This is a genomic window from Veillonella nakazawae (assembly GCF_013393365.1).
Classification (GTDB): Bacteria; Bacillota; Negativicutes; order Veillonellales; family Veillonellaceae; genus Veillonella; species Veillonella nakazawae.
Window position 1 is genome coordinate 1,096,929 of record NZ_AP022321.1, and the last position, 21,390, is coordinate 1,118,318.

The window sequence follows — 21,390 nt, forward strand, 5'->3', positions numbered from 1 at the left end:
TATTTCTCCATTTCTAGATTAGATTGTTCCCACCACAATGGTCACATTATCTCCTGCTCCGACATCATATACGGCTTCCATCAATGATTCTACAACCTTCATATCATCATTATTAGATTGTAATGCACTAGCAATAATATCATCTGATACATAACCACATAGTCCATCAGTGCAAAGTAAAATACGATCACCTGGAAGAATAGATTCTACACCACTATCAACCTCTAAAGTATCATCAACCCCAACTGCACGGGTCAATAAGTTTCGTTGAGGGTGATTTAGCATTTCATCCTTTGTAATCTCTCCAGCAGTTAATAATTCTTGTACCATAGAATGATCTGTAGTAATTTGTCGTAAAAGACCATCTCTATATACATACAAACGACTATCACCAACACTTGCCCAGTATAAATGGTCACCATTAACGGCCGTAACAACAGCAGTAGTGCCCATACCAGCAAGACGTTCTTCATGAGCTACGCGATTGGCTATACGTTCATTGGCATGAATAATAGCATCACATAAATCTTGTTGCCCCACTGATTCAATGGAGGCCAAATACTCTTTAATTTCATCAACAGCATAGGTACTAGCGATTTCACCGCCACTATATCCACCCATGCCATCAGTGACAGCACAAATAGGACCGTCTATAAAAAATCGATCTTCATTGCGCTGACGCACAAGTCCAATTTTACTTAAACCAACAAAATTATTCATAATTCTCCTTTTCCCGACCATGAGCTGCTTTTAATTGCCCACATGCGGCTTGGATAGCATCGCCCATCTCTTTTCGTACCGTTACAGATACGCCATAGGAAGCAACGATGTCTTTAAATGTATTCATATTTGTAATAGATGGTTTATATAATTCTATATGTTCATTGCCATTAACAGGTATTAAGTTAACATGGCAATTTGGGAAATCTTTACAGATTTTCCCCAATGCATGAGCCTCCTTCATAGATGCATTTACTGAATCTATAAGAATATACTCAAAGGTGATACGACGTTGAGTCGTATCATAATAATATTTTACCGCATCTAAGACTTCCGTCAATTCATAACGAGCCCCAACTGGCATAATACTACGACGCACTTCATTATTTGTAGCATGTAATGAAAGAGCCAAAGTTATAGGCAAACCTTCATCAGCTAATTTATAAATATTAGGAACCCAACCACAAGTGGAAATAGTCATCTTACGATAACTAATATTACAAATTACCGGATCGTGTAACAATTGCAAAGCTTGTAACACATTATCATAGTTTTGTAATGGTTCCCCTGCCCCCATAACTACAACAGAGTGGATTTGCTCTTTTGTAAGAGCTCCGAAAATAACGACTTGTCCAATGATTTCAGACACTGTTAAATCACGATATAAACCACCTTGTGTAGAGGCGCAGAACACACAGCCCATGGCACAGCCAACTTGAGAAGAAACACATACAGAGTATCCATAATGTTGCTCCATTAAAACGGCTTCTACCCGGCTTTGATCTGTCATTTCAACAAGGATTTTACGAGTCTTCCCATCTGGAGATACAGACTCAGTAATTAATGTTGGTAAAGAAATAACACAGTTATCACTTAACCATTGACGCAACTCTTTAGGATACTGCGTCATCTCTTCAAAATCAAATATATATCTATGATAAATATAGTCTATTAACTGTTTCGCTCGAAACTTTTGTATATTATGGGTCTTAAAGATAGATTGTAACTCTTCTAAAGACTTACCCAATAATTCTATCATGGTACTCCATTTCTATTATTATGATATGCGTTTTACACGAGCCATAAAGAATCCATCCATCTGATCTCGTGGCGGATATGTTGTAATCATACCCTCTACAGCTTGTGGCAACCCTTCAAATGATACAGGATCAATGATAAAGTTCTTATGAGTTGCTAGGAATTTTTCTAGTACATCCTCATTTTCCCCACTATTGATAGTACAAGTAGAGTATACTAAATATCCATCAACTTTAACCATTTCAGCAGCTTTTTCTAATATTTCAAGCTGTAATGGAGGTAAGTCAGTAAGTAAAGATTGTGTTTTACGCCAACGCATATCCAACTTTTTTTGTAATATGCCAAGTCCAGAACACGGTGCATCTACTAAGACGCGATCGAATTGTTCTTTCCAATTATCGGGTAAATAACGACCGTCTTGTAGCTTAGTTGAAACTATGGATACTCCAAGTCGTTCAGCATTTTGATTCATAAGCTCTAATTTATGATCGTATATATCACAACTCATAATAGCACCCGTATTATTCATGAGACTTGCCATATGCATAGACTTACCACCTGGTGCAGCACAACAATCTAATATGCGCTCTCCTGGCTTAGGATCAACTACATGAGCAATGAGCATAGAGGCTTTATCCATAAAAGTAATATGACCTTCCATAACAGGTTTTGCTTTTTCCAAATGCCCTTGATGTGCATCAATATAAACTACTTCTGGAATATCATTGTCCTGTTCAACAGTCCAACCTAAATCTCGTAGTTCTTTTAAACAATCCTCAATAGATACTTTTACAGTATTTATACGTGCTGTCAAACGAGGTTGTTCATTAAACCAAGCACAAAGATCTATAGTCTTATCCTTCCCCATTTCATTCATCCATAAATCAACAAGCCATAAAGGTTGATTATAAATGAAAGAAATTTCTTCAGCCTCAGACTTGGCAAGTTCACCAATAGAAATACTATCACTTTCACGTAATACTGAACGTAATACGGCATTTACAAAGCCAGATAATCCTCTAGTTAACTTTTTTGCCAGTTTTACAGATTCATTGACCGCTGCACTTTCAGGGACTTTATCCATATAGATAATTTGATAAATGCCAAGTCTAAGGATTTCTACAACCATGGACGATAATTTCTTTAATGGTCTTTTCGCGAAATGAACAATAATGGCATCTAAATAATTTTTTCTACGGATAACACCATAGACCAACTCCGTGAAAAATCTTCGATCTAAATCGGATAAATGATATTTTTGTAAATACTCTTGTAACTTGATATTGGCATAAGCACCATTACGATTAATATCACTCAAAGCTTTCACTGCGAGCAATCGAATATTTAGTTGTTGATTCGTTTTAACTTCAGTCATCATTTTTCCTACCAATTAATTGTTCAACTGCTGCGCGAACACGTTGAGGATCTACTGTAGTATTGCAACAAGGTCCATTAGGTCTTTCATTTAAAACACCAATGACAGGTATGGGAAATACATCAGCCATGCCACTTGCTAAATCACGTTCACAAGCAATAGCTACAATAGCCTTTGGTCGTGCTTCTTTTACCTTCATTCGCGCTAATGTACCACCTGTTACCACTATAAATTGACAGCCATACTCTTTAGCAATTTGCAATAAACTTCCAACTTGGCATCTACCACATTGCTTACAATTGTATACATCATGTGTAACCTTATGAACACATGAACTTTCTTGTAAACAATGAGGTGTTAATAACAATATACGTTCTGGATCAACTGTATACATATCAAGCATCACGAGATGATTAATCAAATCAATCATAGACTGACGCAATTGATCCTTAGTAACCCCTCTCACTTTGCCAATCAATAAAGATAATGGAAATAATCCATATATAAACCGATTAGCTATCCTTAAAACAATAGGATGTAACCGTAGTATACCAAAACTAGCAATAATCAAGGATATACACAATAACCATATAACACAAATGCATACAGAAAAAATCACTGTACTTATTATGGGTGCAATAGGATGTAATTGTGAAAGCCCCGGTTCTAACACATACATTAGAAATCCGATTATTGCTGTAATTAAAGTACATGTAATTGATGATAATATCAGGTATAACGGATACGTTTCGTACTGCTTATATTGAGTCTCCAAAAACGATACCTTCCTTAATCTGATGTCCATTAATAAAATCAATTGCAGAAATGCGTTTTTTATTTTCTGGTTGGACTTCTGTTAATAGAATTATATTTCCATCACCACAAAATACACCTAAACCGGCTATTTTAGATACTATTGTACCAGGCACAGTTGTGGCTGATATTGCAATTGGTACATGTTTACCATGGACATCTATCAAACCGTGAGTCGTATCACTTGGAACTACTTCTGCTGACCATACTTTTAAACGTTTTCCATTGAGATACGTATAACATCCAGGAGCTGGATTAAGACCTCTAATAAGATTTACAATTTCATTAGCAGGCTTAGACCAGTCAATCTGACCCATTTCCTTTGTAATCTTAGCAGTATGTGTAGCCATTGTATCATCTTGTGGCGTCGCCACAATTTCTCCATTAACCCACCGAGTTAATACTGGAACGATTGTTTTGCCCCCTAGTAATGCCATACGTTCAAATAATTGCCCTGTTGTTTCACCACACAAAATATCAGTCTCCACGATATCAATAATATCGCCTGTATCAAGGCCATCATCCATATGCATAATTGTAACACCTGTCTTAGTATCACCATTTAATATGGCATAATGAATTGGTGCAGCACCTCTATACTTAGGTAAAATAGATGCATGTACGTTAATACATCCATATTGTGGTAAACGAATAAGCCATGGCGGTAAAATTTTACCGTATGCAATAACCACTACTACGTCGGGATTTAGAGCTTCTAGTTCTGCTTGTACTTGTTCATCACGTAATGTTACCGGTTGGAATACAGGTAAATTATGATTTAAAGCTGCCACTTTTACAGGTGGCATTTGAACTTGTTTACCGCGACCTTTTTGTTTATCTGGCTGACAGTATACACCAACAATAGAGTGACCAGCCTTTATTAATGCTTCCAAAGTAGGAACAGAAAAATCAGGCGTCCCCATAAATACGACGCGTAATTGTTTTTGATTAGACAATTTCTTTCTCCTCTGGGTGATCAGTAATCAATCGTAAGTTAGTTGCTTTTTCAATAAACAAATGACCTTCTAAATGATCAATCTCATGTTGAAAAATACGCGCTAAAAATCCTTCAGCTTTAATTGTTACCTTTTTATTATGAGGGTCTATACCTTTAACAGTAATTTTGTCGAATCTTTCCACATCGCCAAAATACCCTGGTACACTTAAACAACCCTCTGGTCCCACTTGAGATCCCTCAGCATGCGTAATTTCAGGATTAATCAATGCAATGAGACCACTACCGGCATGATCATCTACGACGATAATTCGTTTTGACACCGCTACTTGAGGTGCAGCAAGCCCAACGCCATCAGTCTCATACATTGTTTCCGCCATATCATCGATAAGGGCTCTAAGTTTTTTATTAACATGTTCTACAGGTTCCGCAATTTGTTTTAAAACGGGGTGACCTGCTTTCACAACATCTAATACTGCCATTTATACTCCTATGCTAAACAGGATCTACATCAATCAAAAGTCCTTCTTGTGTGAAGATCCATGAATTATATATATATTCTTTTAAATTTGATAAGTCAGTACCTCGAATCATAATCGCTAAACGATACATATCCCGTACTTTTTTGATACTTGCTTCATAAGGTCCATTAATGAGAATATCGGTATCACCTTTATGGACCTCTAAATCGCTTACAATACGATTAGCTATGGCCTCTAAGGTCTCCATATTTTGATGACGCACTACCATGTGAATCATCTCTCTAAACGGAGGATATCCTAATGCTTTACGATTTTGAATTTCTTCGTTGTAAAAGCCTACATAATCATGAGCCTTACTCTTTATTATAGCATAATTTAACGGATTATATGTTTGTATTACTACACTGCCCGGTTTATCACCACGACCAGCCCTGCCAGATGTCTGTGTAAGTAAATCAAAAGTTCTTTCAGATGCGGAATATACAGGAATATTTAAAACTGAATCAGCCGTTAAAATACCGACAGCTGTTACATCTTTAAAGTCATGACCTTTTGACACCATTTGTGTTCCCAGTAAGATATCATATTTATGAGTCCCAAAATCATGTAAAATATCTTCTGCTAATTGTTTGTTTTTAGTTATGTCTTGATCAAGGCGGGCAATACGAGCCGATTTGAAATGACGTCGCAACTCTTCCTCCACCTTTTGTGTACCTGATCCAAAGAATTTAATGCGTTGACTATTACACTTTGGACAGATTGTAGGAATCGGTTCATGATGTTCACAGTAATGGCACCGTAATTCTTCACCTGCTTGGTGATACACCATAGCTACATCACAATGAGGACACATAATAGTTTCCCCGCAATCGCGACACATTACAAAGGTACTATAACCACGTCTATTCAATAGAATAATCATTTGGTTATGTTCATTCAATGTTTTTTGAATCAAGCTACTCATAGCATCAGAAAAAACAGAATAGTTGCCATGAAGAATTTCTTCCTTCATGTCCACAATAGTTACTTTTGGCATTGGTTGTTCAAAAATACGATGTGGTAATTCAAGCAAATGATACTCCCCTTGCTTAGCTTTGTAATAGGAGGTTACAGATGGTGTTGCAGAACCTAGTATTACAGGACAACCATGTGCTTCCCCACGCCATAATGCAACATTTCTAGCATGGTAACGAACCATGTCCTCTTGCTTATAAGAAGTATCATGCTCTTCATCTACTACGATAAGTCCAATGTCCTCTGCGGGAGCAAATACTGCTGATCGTGCACCAATGATAATATGACTATCCTTGCGACGTAAACGCTCCCAGTTATTATTGCGTTGTTGAACTGTTAACTTACTATGAAATACTACAACTTCATCACCAAAGGTTTCTACAAAACGACGCACTATCTGATCTGTCAAAATAATTTCTGGAACCAAAATAATAGCAGTTTTATCTTGGCTAATACATTTTGCCGTAGCTTTTAAGTACAATTGGGTTTTTCCACTACCTGTTACGCCATGCAACAAAAAGGTTTTATGCTGATGTGTATTCATCACCACTTGTATCGGTTCATACACAGCTTGTTGTGCATCAGTTAATGGTATATTTACTTCTTCTGTAAATAGTTCATCAAAAGAGGTTTTTGTAGCTTTAAATCTAGATTCAATAGTAATCCCCTTAGCTTCACTCACTTGTTTAATGACCATTCGAGAAAAACCTTTAGCCAATAATAATGCTTTTGATGCGCCACCCACTTCAAGTAAATATTTAGCCAATTCCCGTTGTTTCTTTTTTCGTTCACTAAATTGTTCTACCGTGAAAGCAGGTGTAACCACAAGCCATTCTTCCTTAGGCGCCTCATAAGATTTTAGAGTTTTATTAACTGTAAATAAACGCAATGCATCGCCATAAGAGAATAAATAATATTCATTTAAACGACGGGCCGTATCCATCATTTCAGGTGTAAACCAAGGTTCATTGTCTAATACTTGAACAATATTTCGCAATTTAAATTCAGGAGGTTCTAATAATTCTTCATAACCAATCAGAATTCCCTCTTCACGACTATTGCCTAAAGGAATAAGTACACGTGTACCAGGTAAGATATTGCCAAACTTTTCAGGCATTAAGTAGCTTAACGGTTTATGAAGTTGTTTAGCAGGTCTATTGATGATAACTTTTGCGACACGCATACATTATATCCTTTCATTTACTATAAAAGGTCTCAGTAGAAATTCTACTAAGACCTTTTGTATTATAAGCCAGCTTCAGCTTTTAAAATTGCTGCTTTGTCAGTACGCTCCCAAGGTAAATCTACATCAGTTCTACCAAAGTGACCATATGCTGCAGTTTTGCGATAATGAGGTTTTAACAAATCAAGCATTTCAATAATACCTGCTGGACGAAGGTCGAAATGTTTCTTAATAAGTTCTTGAATTTTAGTTTCCTCAATGCGACCTGTACCAAAAGTATCAACTAAAACGGATACAGGATGTGCAACACCAATAGCGTAAGCAACTTGTACTTCACACTTATCAGCAAGGCCTGCTGCTACAACATTTTTAGCTACATAACGAGCTGCATATGCTGCAGAGCGGTCAACCTTAGATGGATCCTTACCAGAGAAAGCACCGCCACCATGACGAGCCATACCGCCGTAAGTATCTACGATAATTTTGCGGCCAGTCAAGCCAGCATCACCATGAGGACCACCGATTACGAAACGGCCAGTTGGGTTAATGAAATATTTTGTATTTTCATCAACAAATTCAGCAGGCAATGCTGCATCGATAACAAAGCGTTTCAAGTCTGCTTTAATTTGTTCTTGCGTAACTTCAGGGCTATGTTGTGTAGAGATAACAATTGTATCAATACGTTTTGGTTTACCATCAACATATTCAACAGTAACTTGAGTTTTACCATCTGGACGAAGATATGTTAAAGTGCCATCTTTACGAACTTCTGTAAGACGACGAGATAAACGATGAGCCAAAGAAATAGGCATAGGCATAAGTTCAGGTGTTTCATTAGATGCATAACCAAACATCATACCTTGGTCACCAGCACCGATTTTATCTAGTGCTTCACCATTACCATCTTTAGATTCAAGAGCTTCATCTACGCCCATTGCAATATCAGCAGATTGTTCATCAATAGAAACAAGTACACCGCAAGTGTCGCAGTCAAAGCCAAATTTTGCACGTGTATAACCAATTTCACGAACTGTATCACGTACGATGCGAGGAATATCTACATATGTATTAGTAGAAATTTCACCTACTACATGAACTAGACCAGTAGTAACTAAAGTTTCACAAGCTACACGAGCAGTTGGATCCTTTTCAATAATCGCATCCAAAACAGCGTCAGAAATTTGGTCAGCTATTTTATCTGGATGGCCTTCAGTAACAGATTCAGAAGTAAAAAACATATGTTTTTCAGCCATTTTATCCTCCTAATACGAAAAAAAGCCTCTCATGTACTCATGAGAGACCCTCCCATCTAACGACATTTGTCATAGGAATTAGCACCTTTTCCTCTTGGAATGGTTGCTGTAGCTTCACAGGGCCTATCCCTCCACTACTCTTGATGAGTTACAGAAATATTATAGTGTATTTACATTGATAAAGCAAGTCATTATTACATATCTTTCTATCAATTACAAACTACAAACATAAGATTCTCTCATGTATCGTGTTATTTATTTTTTACTAATTCCACAACTTCTTTCATAATATTATGGGCCAATTCAGATTTTTTCATATTCGGCATTTCTTTTGGATCTTTATGAGGATATAAGAAGTATCCTTCATTTGTATCTACATTAAAGCCTGCATTAGATTTACTAACATCGTTTGCTACGAGCATATCTAAATTTTTTCTAGCAACCTTATCTTGACCGTATTTAATAACATGCTCAGTTTCTGCTGCAAAACCTACAAGAATTTGATGGTTCTTTTTAGCACCTAAACCTTGTAGAATATCTGGATTTTTAACAAGTTCTAATGTCATGGACTCCATTTTCTTTATTTTTTGTTCTGCCTTGTGAAAGACTCTAAAATCAGATACCGCTGCCGCCATGATAACCACATCTACCTTGTCATATTTAGATTCAACAGCATTTTGCATAGATAAAGCAGAGTCAACAGGAACAAAATCTACTCCACTAGGTACGGCTAAAGATGTGGGTGCACTGACCAAAATAACGTTAGCCCCCATCCGGGCTGCTTGCTCAGCAATAGCATACCCCATCTTTCCACTAGACCGATTACCAATATAACGAACAGGATCAATATTCTCTTGTGTACCACCGGCTGTAACAAGCACTGTAATACCTTCAAGTTCATTAGATTTGCACATCTGTGATTCAAGCCAATCTACAATGGCTTCAGGCTCTGGTAAACGACCAACACCGGTAACCCCACAAGCAAGCCATCCTTCCGCAGGTTCCATAATATGGTAGCCATGAGAACGTAAACCTTCCAAATTACGTTGAGTAATCGGATTGTTATACATTTCTGTATTCATAGCAGGACAAAGATATTTTGGAGCCTTAGTAGCCATTATTGTTGTTGTTAGCATATCATCTGCAATACCGGCATATATTTTACCAATTACATTTGCCGTAGCTGGAACAACCACATATGCATCTGCCCATGTAGCTAATGCAATATGCTCCACATCCCATTGATGTACTTGTTCAAACATGTCAATAGCTACAGGATGTCCACTAATTTCACCAAATGTAAGAGGTGAAGCTATATGAGTGGAATTTTGAGTCATAACAACCTTTACTTCAGCACCCTTTTTACGAAGCCTGCTCACTACTTCAATTGCCTTATACGCAGCAATACCTGCAGATACAGCGACAATGATATGTTTTCCTCGCATTTTCTTCTCCTTTTAAAAATTCCTTGTATCAATGATACAAGGAATTGTTGTTCTTATTTAATGCCTTCTTTAGTGCGTTTATAAGTCACTTCACCTTCGGCAATTTCATAGAATGCCAAGGAAACAGGCTTGTCAGTTGCATGTGTAGATTCAGCTAAGCATGGTTCGCCATCTGTTAATTCACGAGCACGTTTAGCTGCCAATGTTACCAAAGTATATTTACTATCTACTTGATTTTCCAATTTTTTCAATGGAGGTTTTACCATCATACTATCACTTCTCCTTAGACTCTTGATACTGTTTATAAATAAATTGAATTTGCTCTTTATTGCGACTAATCTTACAGGATTCAGCTCGTAAGATAGATGCAACCTTCTCAGATGCCTCTCCGAGATCATCATTTACAACTATATAGTCATATCGATGGGCTAATGCCAATTCAGAACAAGCTAATGACAACCGTTTATCAATAACTTCTTTCGCATCTGTACCGCGATTATGTAAGCGCTCAGATAACTCAGTTAATGACGGTGGTACTATATAGATAAATACAGCATCACTAAAACGTTCTTTAACTTGCATAGCACCTTGAATATCAATTTCTAACAGTACACTTTTACCATCATCCAATAAATCCATTACATGTTGCTTCGGTGTACCGTAGTAATTATCATATACCTTTGCATATTCTAAAAATGCATCTTCACTTAATAGAGTTTCAAACTCTTGTTTCGAGCGAAAGAAGTAATTAACCCCTTCCACTTCACCAACACGAGGTGCCCGTGTGGTCATTGAAACGGAATATACTAAATTAGGCATTTCTTTTCGAATATTCGCACAAATCGTACCTTTACCTGCGCCAGATGGCCCGGATATAACGATTAATAATCCTCTGTCTGACATATGTACTCCTATGATTCTACTGTATCTTCGTCTACATCATATTGCACAAGTCGATGTGCTACGGTTTCTGGTTGAATTGCAGATAATACAATTTGACCACTATCCATAACTAATACAGCACGAGTCTTACGACCATATGTAGCATCAATGAGTAGGCCCTTGTCACGCGCATCTTGAACCATACGTTTTATCGGTGCAGATTCGGGACTAATAATAGCCATAACACGGTTAGCAGATACCATATTACCAAAGCCTATATTCAATAACTGAATACTCATTTATGGACCTCCTATTACTCTACATTCTGTACTTGTTCTCTAATTTTCTCTAACTCACATTTTAGCTGAACCACAAACTCTGTAATACTTGAATCCATAGCTTTGGAACCAATTGTATTCACTTCACGATTCATTTCTTGCAAAATAAAATCCACCTTACGACCAATTGAATTCTCATCTACAAGTATGTTTTTTAATTGTACCACATGTGAGGTAAATCGGACAATCTCTTCCGTAATATCAGTCTTATCAGCCAATAAAGCAATTTCCTGCAAAAAACGATCTTCACTTATACTCGCCTCTAAAGACACTAAATATTCTTGAATTTTTCCCTTTATATGCTCACGATACGCATCTACAGCGCCGGCTTTATTCTCATCAATAATCTTGATTATATTTTCTAAAGTAGTGATACGAGACAACAAATCTTGTTCAATATGTTTACCTTCTACTGTACGCATTGTTATTAAGGCATCCAGTGCTTGGTTTGTAGATTCTTGTACTATTTCTGAAAGCACATCTTCTGCAATCGGAGTGTCTTGTTGTTGTATCCATTCATTAGAAATGGAATTGACCGCTTGTAAAGGCACTTTTTTAGGGTCATCATAAAACTCTTCTTGAACAAGCAATTCTTGTATCTGCTTTCTCAATACACTATTTATAGTAAAAGTTTTAGGTCTTTCCCCTGCATCCTGAATAGAAACAGATACTTCAACTTTACCACGGGTAATTCGATCTTGTACTAATCCACGAATAATACTTTCAAACGGGTTTATTTGCTTTGGACTACGTATAAATAAATCCAAGAATCGTGCATTTACTGACTTAATTTCTACCGTACAGGTAATGCCATCTTTGGTTGCCGTACCAGAACCAAAACCGGTCATACTTTTCATATGATATCCTCCTTAGCAGTTTTTATTATTGTACCACGAATTATACATTCCGTGTTTAAATACTAAGAATTATATGTGCATTATGTTATACTAAACTATACTTCTAAATAGAATTGAAAGGAGTACCATGAATTTAGACGGACTTACCATGTCTGTTCTCGCTAAAGAACTAAATGAGCGATTACAAACAGGTCAAATACAAAAATTATATCAAATAGATAAAACTACATTACTATTTAAAATTCGTGCACTTAACGAAGATCAAAGCTTGGTCATCACTGTTGGTGCAACCCCCGCAATGTATCTCAGTAAACCTCTTCAAGATTTACCAAAAGAACCTAGTTCTCTATGTATGTTTCTTCGCAAACATATTGAAGGAAGCCGTATTGTAAAGGTTGAACAAATCAATGGGGACCGAATCATGTGTATCCAAACGGATAAGCTTGAAATGGATGGTTCTATTACGAGCACATTTATTTATGTAGAATTAATGGGCAAATATTCAAACTGTATTTTTGTGCAAGATGGAGTGATTTTAGAATCATTAATTCACGTATCACCTTTAATGAATCGTGAACGTTCTATAAGTCCTAAACTACACTATGAATTACCACCTAATGCTAATCGTGTAAGTTTAATGGATTTTGATTATGATGAAATCAAAAATTTACTTACCTCCTTCGGTGATGGCACTGTACAACAATCTATACGTGCCATCTTTAACGGTTTTGGTAAACCTTTGTTGGATGAAGTATTATTGACTGCAAATCTTAGCGGTAATGAGATCATAAGCGACTTAATTTCCACGCAAGTTGATGCCTTAGCTAAGGCATTATATGAGTTAAAAATTAAGCTCAATGAAAGTAATGGTTTGCTTACTTTAATTAATGATAATAATAAAAAAGCACACGCCACTTTTATCCTACAAAATTATAAAGTCCTTAAAGAATATAGTACGATTTCAGAAGCCTTAGAAGAATCGATTCATAATACAAAATCCATTCACACTGCAGATAAAGAACTAGAAAAGATCTTAACAGCAGCCATAAAAAAAGAAGAAGTTCGTCATCAAAAGATTAAAGATGAATTAGATGACACCAATAAAATGGATACATATAAACTATATGGTGATATCTTAATGATTAATGCTCACTTACAAGTTCAATATGAACCTTCTATCCAATTACCAAATCTTCTTTCTGAAGATGGAGAATTATTAACAATTCCTCTAAAGCCAAATCTTACAATTGTAGAAAATGGTCAATGGTATTATAAGCTCTATACTAAATTAAAAAATCGTATGGTCAGTGGTGAATATCAACTTAATGCTAGTACTACAAAACTTGAATATCTCAAATCAATTTTATATAGTATTTCATTAGCCACTACCCGTGAAAGCTTAGAAGAAATTCGTAAAGAATGTATGGATGCAGGCATTATTAAAAAATCGAAGAAGCCACTATCATATAAATTAGGTAAATCAAATTACATTCATTTAACCATCGATGAAGGTGAAATATTTATTGGCCGTAACAATCAACAAAATGAATATTTGACTCATCGATTTGCAAAACCAACAGATATTTGGTTCCATACACAAGATATTCAAGGTTCCCATCTCATATTAAGACTTAATGTAGAGCCTGATGATATGATTCTATCTAAAGTCGCTCAATACGCAGCCTACTTTAGTAAGGCACGTGAAACTAGCAAAGTACCTGTAGATTATACATACATTAAAAATATCAAAAAGCCACCTGGGTCTCCACTTGGTTTTGTTATTTTTAATACGCATCAAACAATGATCGTTGAGCCTAAAAAGCCTGATAATTATAATGAATAAAAAAGAAGCGAAGGAAATCCTTCGCTTCTTTTCTTATAATATTATTGGTTTTCTTCTGTACGTTGTTCAGTTTGTTTCAAACTTTCACGATTTTGACGTAAGCTTTCCAATGTTTTTTCTAAATTGTTTTCCACATATTTAAGAACATCACCAGCATATTGGATGGAGCTGGATTTCAATTCCTCAGAGGATTGGTTAGCTGCATTGATAATTTGATTAGCTTGTTCTTGAGCTTGTTTAACTAGTTCACTTTCAGCAGTTAATTTAGCAATGTAGTCTTTAGCTTGATCAATCAAAGTTTCAGCTTGACGTTGAGCATCAGCTAGTACTTTATCTTTATCTGCTACAATACGACGAGACTCTTCAAGTTCCAATGGTAAAGACTCTTGAATAGAATCAATAATACGCATAATTTCGTCTTCCTCAACCATACGTTTTGTAGTCATAGGAATACGGCTGCTAGATTCAATAAGAACCTCTAAATCTTCTAATAATTTTTCTGTTTTCATACATTTCACCCCTATTTATTATGGACCGTATTAAAGCGTTCTTCAAGTTTTTCCTTAACATCATCCGGAACTAAACCATCTAGCTTACCGCCAAATTTTGCAAGTTCACGAATACCTGTGGAGCTGACGAAAGAGTATTTGTTATTTGTCATAATAAATACAGTTTCAATATCATCATCCAAATATTTTGCAAACAACGCACGTTGAAATTCATATTCAAAGTCACTTAAAGCTCGCAATCCTCGAATGATTATAGTGGCATTCTTAGATTTAACATACTGGTTAAGTAGACCACCTGTACAATCAATTTCAACATTAGGAATATGTTTGACAGAATTTTGAATCATCTCAACCCGTTCTTCCATGGTAAATAGAGAATTTTTATTTGGGTTAGAGCTGACAGCAATGATTAATTTATCAACTAATCGACTGCCTCGTTCAAAAATATCAACATGTCCATTTGTTACTGGGTCAAAACTACCCGGACACACACCTATACGCACAGGTTTAGCTCCTTTCAGCAGTGTTTACAAAATAGGAAACCATCGTATAACCAAATTTCTGTTCTTTTATACATTTCCATGATTCAGGCAAGGTAAATGCCTCGTCCTTATGGTGCTCTAGTAATAAAACACCTTCGGGCTTTAATAAATCACAGTCTACAACCATATCTATGGTTTCTTGTATAAATCCATTTTCATATGGTGGATCAGAAAAAATATAATCGAACTGTCGTCCCATTATATAATTTTTTAATTGTGAAAGTTTCCTCGGAATGATTTCTAACCGATCTTCCACATGACAATGTTTGGCATTCTCCAAAATCAATTTTCCTGTTTTAAAGTCTACCGCTACTGCATGTGCTGCACCACGACTTAAGGCTTCAATAGCTACTGCACCTGTACCTGAAAATATATCTAATACATGAGTACCAAATATACCTCTATTAGATAATACATTAAACACACTTTCACGAACACGATCAAGTGTAGGTCTAGTATCTACCCCTTTAGGTGCTTTTATAGTATGTCCCTTTGCAGTTCCGCCAATAATTCGCATACAACCCTCACAAGATTATACTCATTAATTATAGTATATAAATAACCAAATTAAAAGTATCTTTTATTTATGATACTTCAATTTTAATATCTCGTCCCATCAATTCTGCTAATGCCAAAGCAGGAGATTTTTCTTCATATAAAACTTCATATAAAGCCTTTGTTATTGGCATTTCAATATGATGTTCACAAGCCATTTTATAAATAATGTCCGTGGCAAAGAAACCTTCTACAACCATATTCGTATGATTAATAATATAGTCCATCGTCTTTCCATCTGCTAATTGTTGTCCAGCTGCCCGGTTGCGACCATGGGGACTCATACATGTAGCAATTAAATCACCCATTCCAGCTAGGCCAGCATAGGTCTCTTTTTGTGCTCCTAAGGCTACACCAAAGCGGGTCATCTCATGCAACCCACGTGTTAAGAGCAATGCTTTACAGTTATCCCCTAACTTTAGACCGTCTACAATACCAGCAGCGAGAGCAATTATATTCTTTGTAGCCCCCGCTAACTCAACACCAGTAATATCGGTATTTGCATAAATTCTAAAGTTTTGACTACATAATGCTTTCTGTAACATCGTGGCCACATCAAGATCTTCTGTACTTAAAACAGATGCAGCCGGTAAATCTCGTCCAATTTCTTCCGCATGGTTTGGACCAGATAAAACAGCGAGATTACATCCAACTGTTCCTAGAACCTCTCTCATAACTGTAGTCAGCAATTTGCCAGTAGTACGCTCTACACCTTTTGAACAAAGTATATATGATTGTTCTTTATGAGCATATGGTCTAATAGACTCTAAACTAGTACGTACATGTACAGATGGCGTAACCATGAGAATGATATCGGCCCCTTTAATACAGGTAGCAAGATCTGAACTATATACTAATTCATTTGGCAATGTTACGCCAGGTAAATACTCTTTATTCTCTAGATCTTTAGCTAATTGAACTGCAAATTCTGGGCGACGACAATATAAAGTTGTAGTATTTCCAGCTAATACGGATTTAATAGCAAGAGCAGTACCCCAGCTACCAGAGCCGACAACAACAACATTCATATATTAATCCTTTTTGATACGTTCTACTTTTAACTCATTACCTGCAAGTAAACGTTTGATATTATCCCAATGGCGAACAATGACAAATAAAGCAGCCAAAGCGCCAAAGCCAACGAACCAATAAGATTCGCCTGTAAAATACATTAAGATTGGTACCAAAGCGGCAGCTATAATTGATCCTAGTGATACGAGCTTAGTGAAATAGACAATAACGCCCCATACCAAGAAGGCAATCAAAGCAACTAATGGTGACAAAGCAATTAATACACCTAGTCCTGTAGCTACGCCACGACCACCTTTAAAGCCTAAAAATATAGACCAGTTATGGCCCATCATAGCAAGGATACCACCTAAGATCATATACATAGGTCCATAAGAGGATAATAATATTACTCCAGCCGCGCCTTTTAAGGCATCACAGAGAAATACAGGTAATGCAGCTTTGAGACCTATAACGCGATATGTGTTAGTGGCACCTATATTTTTAGAACCATATTGGCGGACATCTGTATTAAAGAAGGTTTTACCGATAATTAAACCACTAGGAATTGAACCAATAAGATATGCCAATATAGCATATACGATAACCATAATATCCATTAGTCTTCATCATCCCGTTTCTTACCACGCAACACTAAACGAATTGGTGTTCCTTCAAAGCCAAAGGACTCACGTAATCTATTTTCCAAGAAACGCATATACGAGAAGTGAATTAATTCTGGTTCATTTACAAACAAAATAAATGTAGGTGGTTTAACACTTGCTTGTGTCATATAGTAAATCTTTGGAATTCTGCCATTACGAGATGGTACGGGATTTACTGTTTGAGCATCTTGCAATAATTGATTTAATATACCTGTAGATACACGGCGATACTGTTGTTCAGAAACGAATTTCAACATATCAGCTAAGCGATGAATACGTTGCTTAGTCAATGCAGATGCAAATAGAATCGGCGCAAACTGTAAGAACCCTAATTCATCATAAATATCTTCAGTAAAGCGCAGAGTTGTTTTATCATCTTTTTCAACAAGATCCCATTTGTTTACAACAATAATTACACCCTTGCCTGCTTCATAGGCATATCCAGCAATTTTCTTATCTTGTTCTGTAACACCATCTTGAGCATCAAGCACAAGAACAACAATATCCGAACGGTCTACAGAGCGTAAAGAACGCACAATACTATATCGTTCAACAGCTTCTTCGATTTTAGATTTACGTCGCATGCCTGCAGTATCGATAAGGACAAATTTTTGATCTCCATGAGTCCAATATGTATCGATGGAATCACGTGTTGTCCCTGCTACATCAGATACGATTACGCGGTCTTGCCCTAATAATGCATTAGTCAAAGAAGATTTACCTACATTAGGACGGCCAATAACCGCTACATGAATAGTATCTTCATCATCAACATTTGTACCAACTGGAGGGAAATGTTTAACCGTATCGTCAAGCAAGTCACCTAAATTCATTAAATTCTTAGCAGAAATACCAATTGGATCACCTAAGCCAAGATTATAGAATTCATAAATATTAGGTTCTTGATTAACACTGTCAATTTTATTAACAACTAAAACTACAGGTTTGCCGCTAGCACGTAATATATTTGCAACTTCTTCATCGGCAGGAACAATTCCTTGTTTACCATCAACAACAAATAATATTACATCCGCTTCTTCAATTGCTAATTCAGCTTGTAAACGCATCATCTTAGGAATAACATGACTATTATCTGTTATGAATTCGATACCACCTGTATCTATCATTGTAAATTCACGATTTAACCACTCTGCGTCAAAGTAAATACGATCCCGTGTTACACCAGGAATATCTTCAACAATAGAGATTCGTTTATTAACAATGGCATTAAAAAGTGTAGATTTCCCAACATTTGGACGACCTACAACAGCCACTAATGGTTTTGCCATGGTTTCACCTCATTATCTAATCTAATACATTACTATATTTTATCATATTCTACGTAAAGTACGCAAAAAGGCTAACCAAGGAAACCTTGGTTAGCCTTATATTAGACAATGAATTATTCAGCGTCTTCTGCAGTTTCTTTTGCTTCCATCAATTCAGTTAAAGCCAAACCCAATTTCTTTTCGTCTTTGTTAAGAGAAATGATTTTAACTTCTACTTCTTGACCGCGGTTTAAGTAGTCTTCAACTTTCGCATTACGTTGTTTTGTAATTTGAGAAATGTGAAGTAAACCTTGAATGTCGTCGTTAACAGCTACGAATGCACCGTAAGCTACCAAACGAACAACTTTGCCGTTAATAACATCGCCAACATGCAATGTTTCTTCAGCTACGTCCCATGGGCTCTTAGTCAAAGCTTTTAAGGACAAGGATAATTTGTTGCTTTCAGCGTCGAAGGATTGTAATTTAACTTCGATTTCTTGACCAACGGAAAGAACATCTTCCACTTTTTTGATTTTTTGCCAAGAAATGTCGGAAATGTGAAGTAAACCTTCAATACCACCGATATCTACGAAAGCACCATAAGGCATGATTTTACGAACAATACCTTTATAGTTGTCGCCAACGTTGATGTTTTTCAATGCTTCAGCTAATTTAGCTTGACGTTCTACTTCCAATACTGCACGACGGGAAAGAACCAAACGGTTTTTCTTTTCGTCGATTTCAAGTACTTTAGCTTCGAATTCTGTACCAACCAAGTTGTCCAAGGATTTTACGAAATGAACATCACCTTGGGACAATGGAATGAAACCACGAAGGGATTTAACTGTTACTACCAAACCTGCTGGGATAGCATCAATACCTTTACATACGATAGCTTCATCTTTTTCTTGTGCTTCGATAACATATTGCCAATCTTCATCTTTAGCCAAGCGAGTCATGGAAAGATAAATAGGATTATCTTCTTTGATGTGGTTCATGATAACTGCTTTAATTTCATCACCATTTTTCAACACATCTTTGGCAGATTCTGGTGCTGGATAAGAAATTTCAGTTCTGTTCAAAATGGCTTCAGTTTTGTAGCCAAAAGATACATAAGCGCGTTCATCTTCAACTTGAACTACTGTACCTTCTACAACGTTCCCTTTCTTAAATTCTTCTTGACCTTCTGCTGCTAATAATTCTGCAAAATCTTTCATTGTCTCAATGACCTCCTTAATAATCCAGTCGGGAGTCGATGCTCCTGCTGTAACTCCTACCGTCTGTACTCGGTTAAACCATTCCAGTTGTAATTCAGTAGAAGTTTCAATGTGATAAGTTGTACATCCAACGTCACGACAAACCTCTGCCAATCGGTTTGTATTGCCGCTATTCTTACCGCCTATCACTATCATAAGATCTACATTACGTGCTAAGTCAACGGCAGAGTTCTGTCGTTCTTGCGTTGCATTGCATATCGTTTTGAAAACCTTAAGATTCTTAGATTTTTTCTCTAATATCTCTATTATACTGTTAAATTTGAATTGTGAAAAGGTTGTTTGTACAACAACACCCATTTTTTCCACAATTTGTAGTTTTTTTGCGGATTCTTCATCTTCGATGATTATTCCTTTGTTATTTGCCCATAAATTGATACTTTTTACCTCAGGATGGTTTTTTTCGCCCAAAATCACCAAAGTCATTCCATCTTCTATGACAGACTTAGCATCTTGTTGCGCTTTTTTTACATGAGGACATGTAGCATCTAAAATATGTAATCCCTTTTCTTCAGCTTCTGCATAAATAGCAGGGCCTACACCATGAGATCGAATAATCATTGTCCCTTCGTCAATATCTGCTACCTCTTGAATAGGACTTACACCTTTACTTTCAAGGCGACCTACAACTTGAGGATTATGAATGATAGGACCTAATGTATAACTTTTACCCTTACCCTCGGCAGCTTCATTAGCCATTTCAACGGCTCGCTTAACACCATAACAAAAGCCATGGTTTTCAGCCAAAATTATTTCCATAAAGTCTCCTCTATACGATTTTCATGATACGAATCTATCATGCGTTGAATTTCACCTTTAACACGATCATTAACCTCTTTGATTGCTTCAGGTGTTGGTTTAGCTTTATTTACAGGAACTTGTTTACCAATAATACAAGCTACTTGATTTTTCTTCATATTATGAGATCCAATAATAGCAACTGGTGTTATACCAATGCCTGTACGCAATGCAATTGATGCTGCGCCATCATGAAATCTTCCAAGCTTACCGCTCTTTTGACGGTTTCCTTCAGCAAATATCCCTAGCACCTTATTGTCTTTCAATAATCCTAAGGCATGACGTATAGCTACCTTGTCGATAGCACCGCGATTTAGTGGAAATGCACCAAGCCATGTACAGAAAAATCGAGAAATGGGATTCACAAATAATTCCTGTTTCGCCATGAAATGTACATGTCTAGGTAATGCATAGCCACAGATAGGCGGATCATTGTTACTCAAATGATTTGGTACAACAATAACGGGACCTTCCATAGGAAAATTATCACGCCCATATACCTTTAGTCCATAACCGACTTTATAGCGCAACCAAAAGGCAGTACGCCAAAGCCATGTAGAAAATTTATTCATC

Annotated in this window: 22 protein-coding genes and 1 riboswitch; of the genes, 1 reads left to right on the forward strand and 21 read right to left on the reverse strand. The window is 36.5% G+C overall.

The features are described from left to right. Positions 1-18: 18 nt before the first annotated feature. The 13 genes from VEIT17_RS04915 to VEIT17_RS04975 all read right to left on the reverse strand — a co-directional run bounded on the left by VEIT17_RS04915 (position 19) and on the right by VEIT17_RS04975 (position 12,355). Positions 19-720, reverse strand: a complete 702-nt coding sequence (locus tag VEIT17_RS04915; protein WP_178885039.1) for a Stp1/IreP family PP2C-type Ser/Thr phosphatase — start codon at positions 718-720, stop codon at positions 19-21. Further along, positions 713-1,759, reverse strand: a complete 1,047-nt coding sequence (gene rlmN, locus VEIT17_RS04920; protein ID WP_178885041.1) for a dual-specificity RNA methyltransferase RlmN — start codon at positions 1,757-1,759, stop codon at positions 713-715. Before rlmN ends, VEIT17_RS04915 begins: the two co-directional genes overlap by 8 nt. Positions 1,760-1,777: 18 nt before the next feature. Continuing rightward, the gene (rsmB, locus tag VEIT17_RS04925; protein ID WP_178886022.1) at positions 1,778-3,133 is read right to left on the reverse strand and encodes a 16S rRNA (cytosine(967)-C(5))-methyltransferase RsmB; all 1,356 of its coding nucleotides are present in this window, start codon (positions 3,131-3,133) and stop codon (positions 1,778-1,780) included. Then, entirely contained in the window at positions 3,126-3,908 is a 783-nt protein-coding gene (locus VEIT17_RS09810; protein WP_178885043.1) for a DUF116 domain-containing protein, read from the reverse strand. Before VEIT17_RS09810 ends, rsmB begins: the two co-directional genes overlap by 8 nt. Next, the gene (gene fmt / locus VEIT17_RS04935; protein WP_129822980.1) at positions 3,892-4,902 is read right to left on the reverse strand and encodes a methionyl-tRNA formyltransferase; all 1,011 of its coding nucleotides are present in this window, start codon (positions 4,900-4,902) and stop codon (positions 3,892-3,894) included. Before fmt ends, VEIT17_RS09810 begins: the two co-directional genes overlap by 17 nt. Next, positions 4,895-5,383 (reverse strand): peptide deformylase, encoded by a 489-nt coding sequence (gene def / locus VEIT17_RS04940; protein ID WP_105094326.1) that lies wholly within the window; start codon positions 5,381-5,383, stop codon positions 4,895-4,897. Before def ends, fmt begins: the two co-directional genes overlap by 8 nt. 13 nt (positions 5,384-5,396) lie before the next feature. Beyond that, positions 5,397-7,580 (reverse strand): replication restart helicase PriA, encoded by a 2,184-nt coding sequence (gene priA, locus VEIT17_RS04945; protein WP_178885045.1) that lies wholly within the window; start codon positions 7,578-7,580, stop codon positions 5,397-5,399. A gap of 62 nt (positions 7,581-7,642) precedes the next feature. Next, the gene (gene metK, locus VEIT17_RS04950) at positions 7,643-8,833 is read right to left on the reverse strand and encodes a methionine adenosyltransferase (RefSeq protein ID WP_060924651.1); all 1,191 of its coding nucleotides are present in this window, start codon (positions 8,831-8,833) and stop codon (positions 7,643-7,645) included. 49 nt (positions 8,834-8,882) lie between these two features. After that, a riboswitch (SAM riboswitch) is annotated at positions 8,883-8,983 on the reverse strand. Between the two features lie 101 nt (positions 8,984-9,084). Next, positions 9,085-10,278 carry a bifunctional phosphopantothenoylcysteine decarboxylase/phosphopantothenate--cysteine ligase CoaBC gene (coaBC, locus tag VEIT17_RS04955; protein WP_178885047.1) on the reverse strand — a complete coding sequence of 398 codons (1,194 nt, stop codon included), beginning with the start codon at positions 10,276-10,278 and terminating at the stop codon, positions 9,085-9,087. Between the two features lie 53 nt (positions 10,279-10,331). After that, complete coding sequence (rpoZ, locus tag VEIT17_RS04960; RefSeq protein WP_060924653.1) at positions 10,332-10,547, reverse strand: DNA-directed RNA polymerase subunit omega; 216 nt, start codon at positions 10,545-10,547, stop codon at positions 10,332-10,334. Between the two features lie 4 nt (positions 10,548-10,551). Beyond that, on the reverse strand, positions 10,552-11,181 hold the full coding sequence (gene gmk, locus VEIT17_RS04965; RefSeq protein WP_060924654.1) for a guanylate kinase: 630 nt from the start codon (positions 11,179-11,181) through the stop codon (positions 10,552-10,554). Between the two features lie 8 nt (positions 11,182-11,189). Then, positions 11,190-11,459, reverse strand: coding sequence for an extracellular matrix/biofilm regulator RemA (gene remA, locus VEIT17_RS04970; RefSeq protein ID WP_005386753.1), 270 nt, complete (start codon positions 11,457-11,459; stop codon positions 11,190-11,192). A 14-nt stretch (positions 11,460-11,473) separates the two neighbouring features. After that, positions 11,474-12,355, reverse strand: a complete 882-nt coding sequence (locus VEIT17_RS04975; RefSeq protein ID WP_178885049.1) for a YicC/YloC family endoribonuclease — start codon at positions 12,353-12,355, stop codon at positions 11,474-11,476. A gap of 127 nt (positions 12,356-12,482) precedes the next feature. Here VEIT17_RS04975 and VEIT17_RS04980 point away from each other — a divergent pair, with 127 nt between their 5' ends. Then, the gene (locus tag VEIT17_RS04980) at positions 12,483-14,198 is read left to right on the forward strand and encodes an Rqc2 family fibronectin-binding protein (protein WP_178885051.1); all 1,716 of its coding nucleotides are present in this window, start codon (positions 12,483-12,485) and stop codon (positions 14,196-14,198) included. A gap of 41 nt (positions 14,199-14,239) precedes the next feature. On the opposite strand, the gene VEIT17_RS04985 is transcribed toward VEIT17_RS04980, so the two are convergent. From VEIT17_RS04985 to VEIT17_RS05020, 8 genes are all read right to left on the reverse strand, one after another. Continuing rightward, positions 14,240-14,707, reverse strand: coding sequence for a hypothetical protein (locus VEIT17_RS04985; RefSeq protein WP_005386756.1), 468 nt, complete (start codon positions 14,705-14,707; stop codon positions 14,240-14,242). A gap of 11 nt (positions 14,708-14,718) precedes the next feature. Continuing rightward, entirely contained in the window at positions 14,719-15,210 is a 492-nt protein-coding gene (gene coaD, locus VEIT17_RS04990; protein WP_024066177.1) for a pantetheine-phosphate adenylyltransferase, read from the reverse strand. A 4-nt stretch (positions 15,211-15,214) separates the two neighbouring features. Next, complete coding sequence (rsmD, locus tag VEIT17_RS04995) at positions 15,215-15,766, reverse strand: 16S rRNA (guanine(966)-N(2))-methyltransferase RsmD (RefSeq protein ID WP_060924657.1); 552 nt, start codon at positions 15,764-15,766, stop codon at positions 15,215-15,217. 67 nt (positions 15,767-15,833) lie between these two features. Beyond that, positions 15,834-16,832: an NAD(P)H-dependent glycerol-3-phosphate dehydrogenase gene (locus VEIT17_RS05000; RefSeq protein WP_178885053.1), complete on the reverse strand. Its 999-nt coding sequence runs from the start codon at positions 16,830-16,832 to the stop codon at positions 15,834-15,836. 3 nt (positions 16,833-16,835) lie between these two features. Next, positions 16,836-17,432, reverse strand: coding sequence for a glycerol-3-phosphate 1-O-acyltransferase PlsY (gene plsY / locus VEIT17_RS05005; protein WP_060924658.1), 597 nt, complete (start codon positions 17,430-17,432; stop codon positions 16,836-16,838). After that, a complete protein-coding gene (der, locus tag VEIT17_RS05010) occupies positions 17,432-18,766 on the reverse strand; it encodes a ribosome biogenesis GTPase Der (RefSeq protein WP_178885055.1) in 1,335 nt (444 codons plus the stop codon). Before der ends, plsY begins: the two co-directional genes overlap by 1 nt. A 113-nt stretch (positions 18,767-18,879) precedes the next feature. Further along, complete coding sequence (locus tag VEIT17_RS05015) at positions 18,880-20,778, reverse strand: bifunctional 4-hydroxy-3-methylbut-2-enyl diphosphate reductase/30S ribosomal protein S1 (RefSeq protein WP_060924660.1); 1,899 nt, start codon at positions 20,776-20,778, stop codon at positions 18,880-18,882. Next, a complete protein-coding gene (locus VEIT17_RS05020; RefSeq protein ID WP_105085548.1) occupies positions 20,769-21,389 on the reverse strand; it encodes a lysophospholipid acyltransferase family protein in 621 nt (206 codons plus the stop codon). Before VEIT17_RS05020 ends, VEIT17_RS05015 begins: the two co-directional genes overlap by 10 nt. Between the last annotated feature and the right edge of the window lies 1 nt (position 21,390).

Coding starts and splice junctions, on each gene's coding strand:
- VEIT17_RS04915 (WP_178885039.1), bottom strand. CDS start 720: ATGAATAATTTTGTTGGTTTAAGTAAAATTGGACTTGTGCGTCAGCGC.
- rlmN (WP_178885041.1), bottom strand. CDS start 1,759: ATGATAGAATTATTGGGTAAGTCTTTAGAAGAGTTACAATCTATCTTT.
- rsmB (WP_178886022.1), bottom strand. CDS start 3,133: ATGACTGAAGTTAAAACGAATCAACAACTAAATATTCGATTGCTCGCA.
- def (WP_105094326.1), bottom strand. CDS start 5,383: ATGGCAGTATTAGATGTTGTGAAAGCAGGTCACCCCGTTTTAAAACAA.
- priA (WP_178885045.1), bottom strand. CDS start 7,580: ATGCGTGTCGCAAAAGTTATCATCAATAGACCTGCTAAACAACTTCAT.
- metK (WP_060924651.1), bottom strand. CDS start 8,833: ATGGCTGAAAAACATATGTTTTTTACTTCTGAATCTGTTACTGAAGGC.
- coaBC (WP_178885047.1), bottom strand. CDS start 10,278: ATGCGAGGAAAACATATCATTGTCGCTGTATCTGCAGGTATTGCTGCG.
- rpoZ (WP_060924653.1), bottom strand. CDS start 10,547: ATGATGGTAAAACCTCCATTGAAAAAATTGGAAAATCAAGTAGATAGT.
- gmk (WP_060924654.1), bottom strand. CDS start 11,181: ATGTCAGACAGAGGATTATTAATCGTTATATCCGGGCCATCTGGCGCA.
- remA (WP_005386753.1), bottom strand. CDS start 11,459: ATGAGTATTCAGTTATTGAATATAGGCTTTGGTAATATGGTATCTGCT.
- VEIT17_RS04975 (WP_178885049.1), bottom strand. CDS start 12,355: ATGAAAAGTATGACCGGTTTTGGTTCTGGTACGGCAACCAAAGATGGC.
- VEIT17_RS04980 (WP_178885051.1), top strand. CDS start 12,483: ATGAATTTAGACGGACTTACCATGTCTGTTCTCGCTAAAGAACTAAAT.
- VEIT17_RS04985 (WP_005386756.1), bottom strand. CDS start 14,707: ATGAAAACAGAAAAATTATTAGAAGATTTAGAGGTTCTTATTGAATCT.
- rsmD (WP_060924657.1), bottom strand. CDS start 15,766: ATGCGAATTATTGGCGGAACTGCAAAGGGACATACTATAAAAGCACCT.
- VEIT17_RS05000 (WP_178885053.1), bottom strand. CDS start 16,832: ATGAATGTTGTTGTTGTCGGCTCTGGTAGCTGGGGTACTGCTCTTGCT.
- plsY (WP_060924658.1), bottom strand. CDS start 17,432: ATGGATATTATGGTTATCGTATATGCTATATTGGCATATCTTATTGGT.
- der (WP_178885055.1), bottom strand. CDS start 18,766: ATGGCAAAACCATTAGTGGCTGTTGTAGGTCGTCCAAATGTTGGGAAA.
- VEIT17_RS05015 (WP_060924660.1), bottom strand. CDS start 20,778: ATGGAAATAATTTTGGCTGAAAACCATGGCTTTTGTTATGGTGTTAAG.
- VEIT17_RS05020 (WP_105085548.1), bottom strand. CDS start 21,389: ATGAATAAATTTTCTACATGGCTTTGGCGTACTGCCTTTTGGTTGCGC.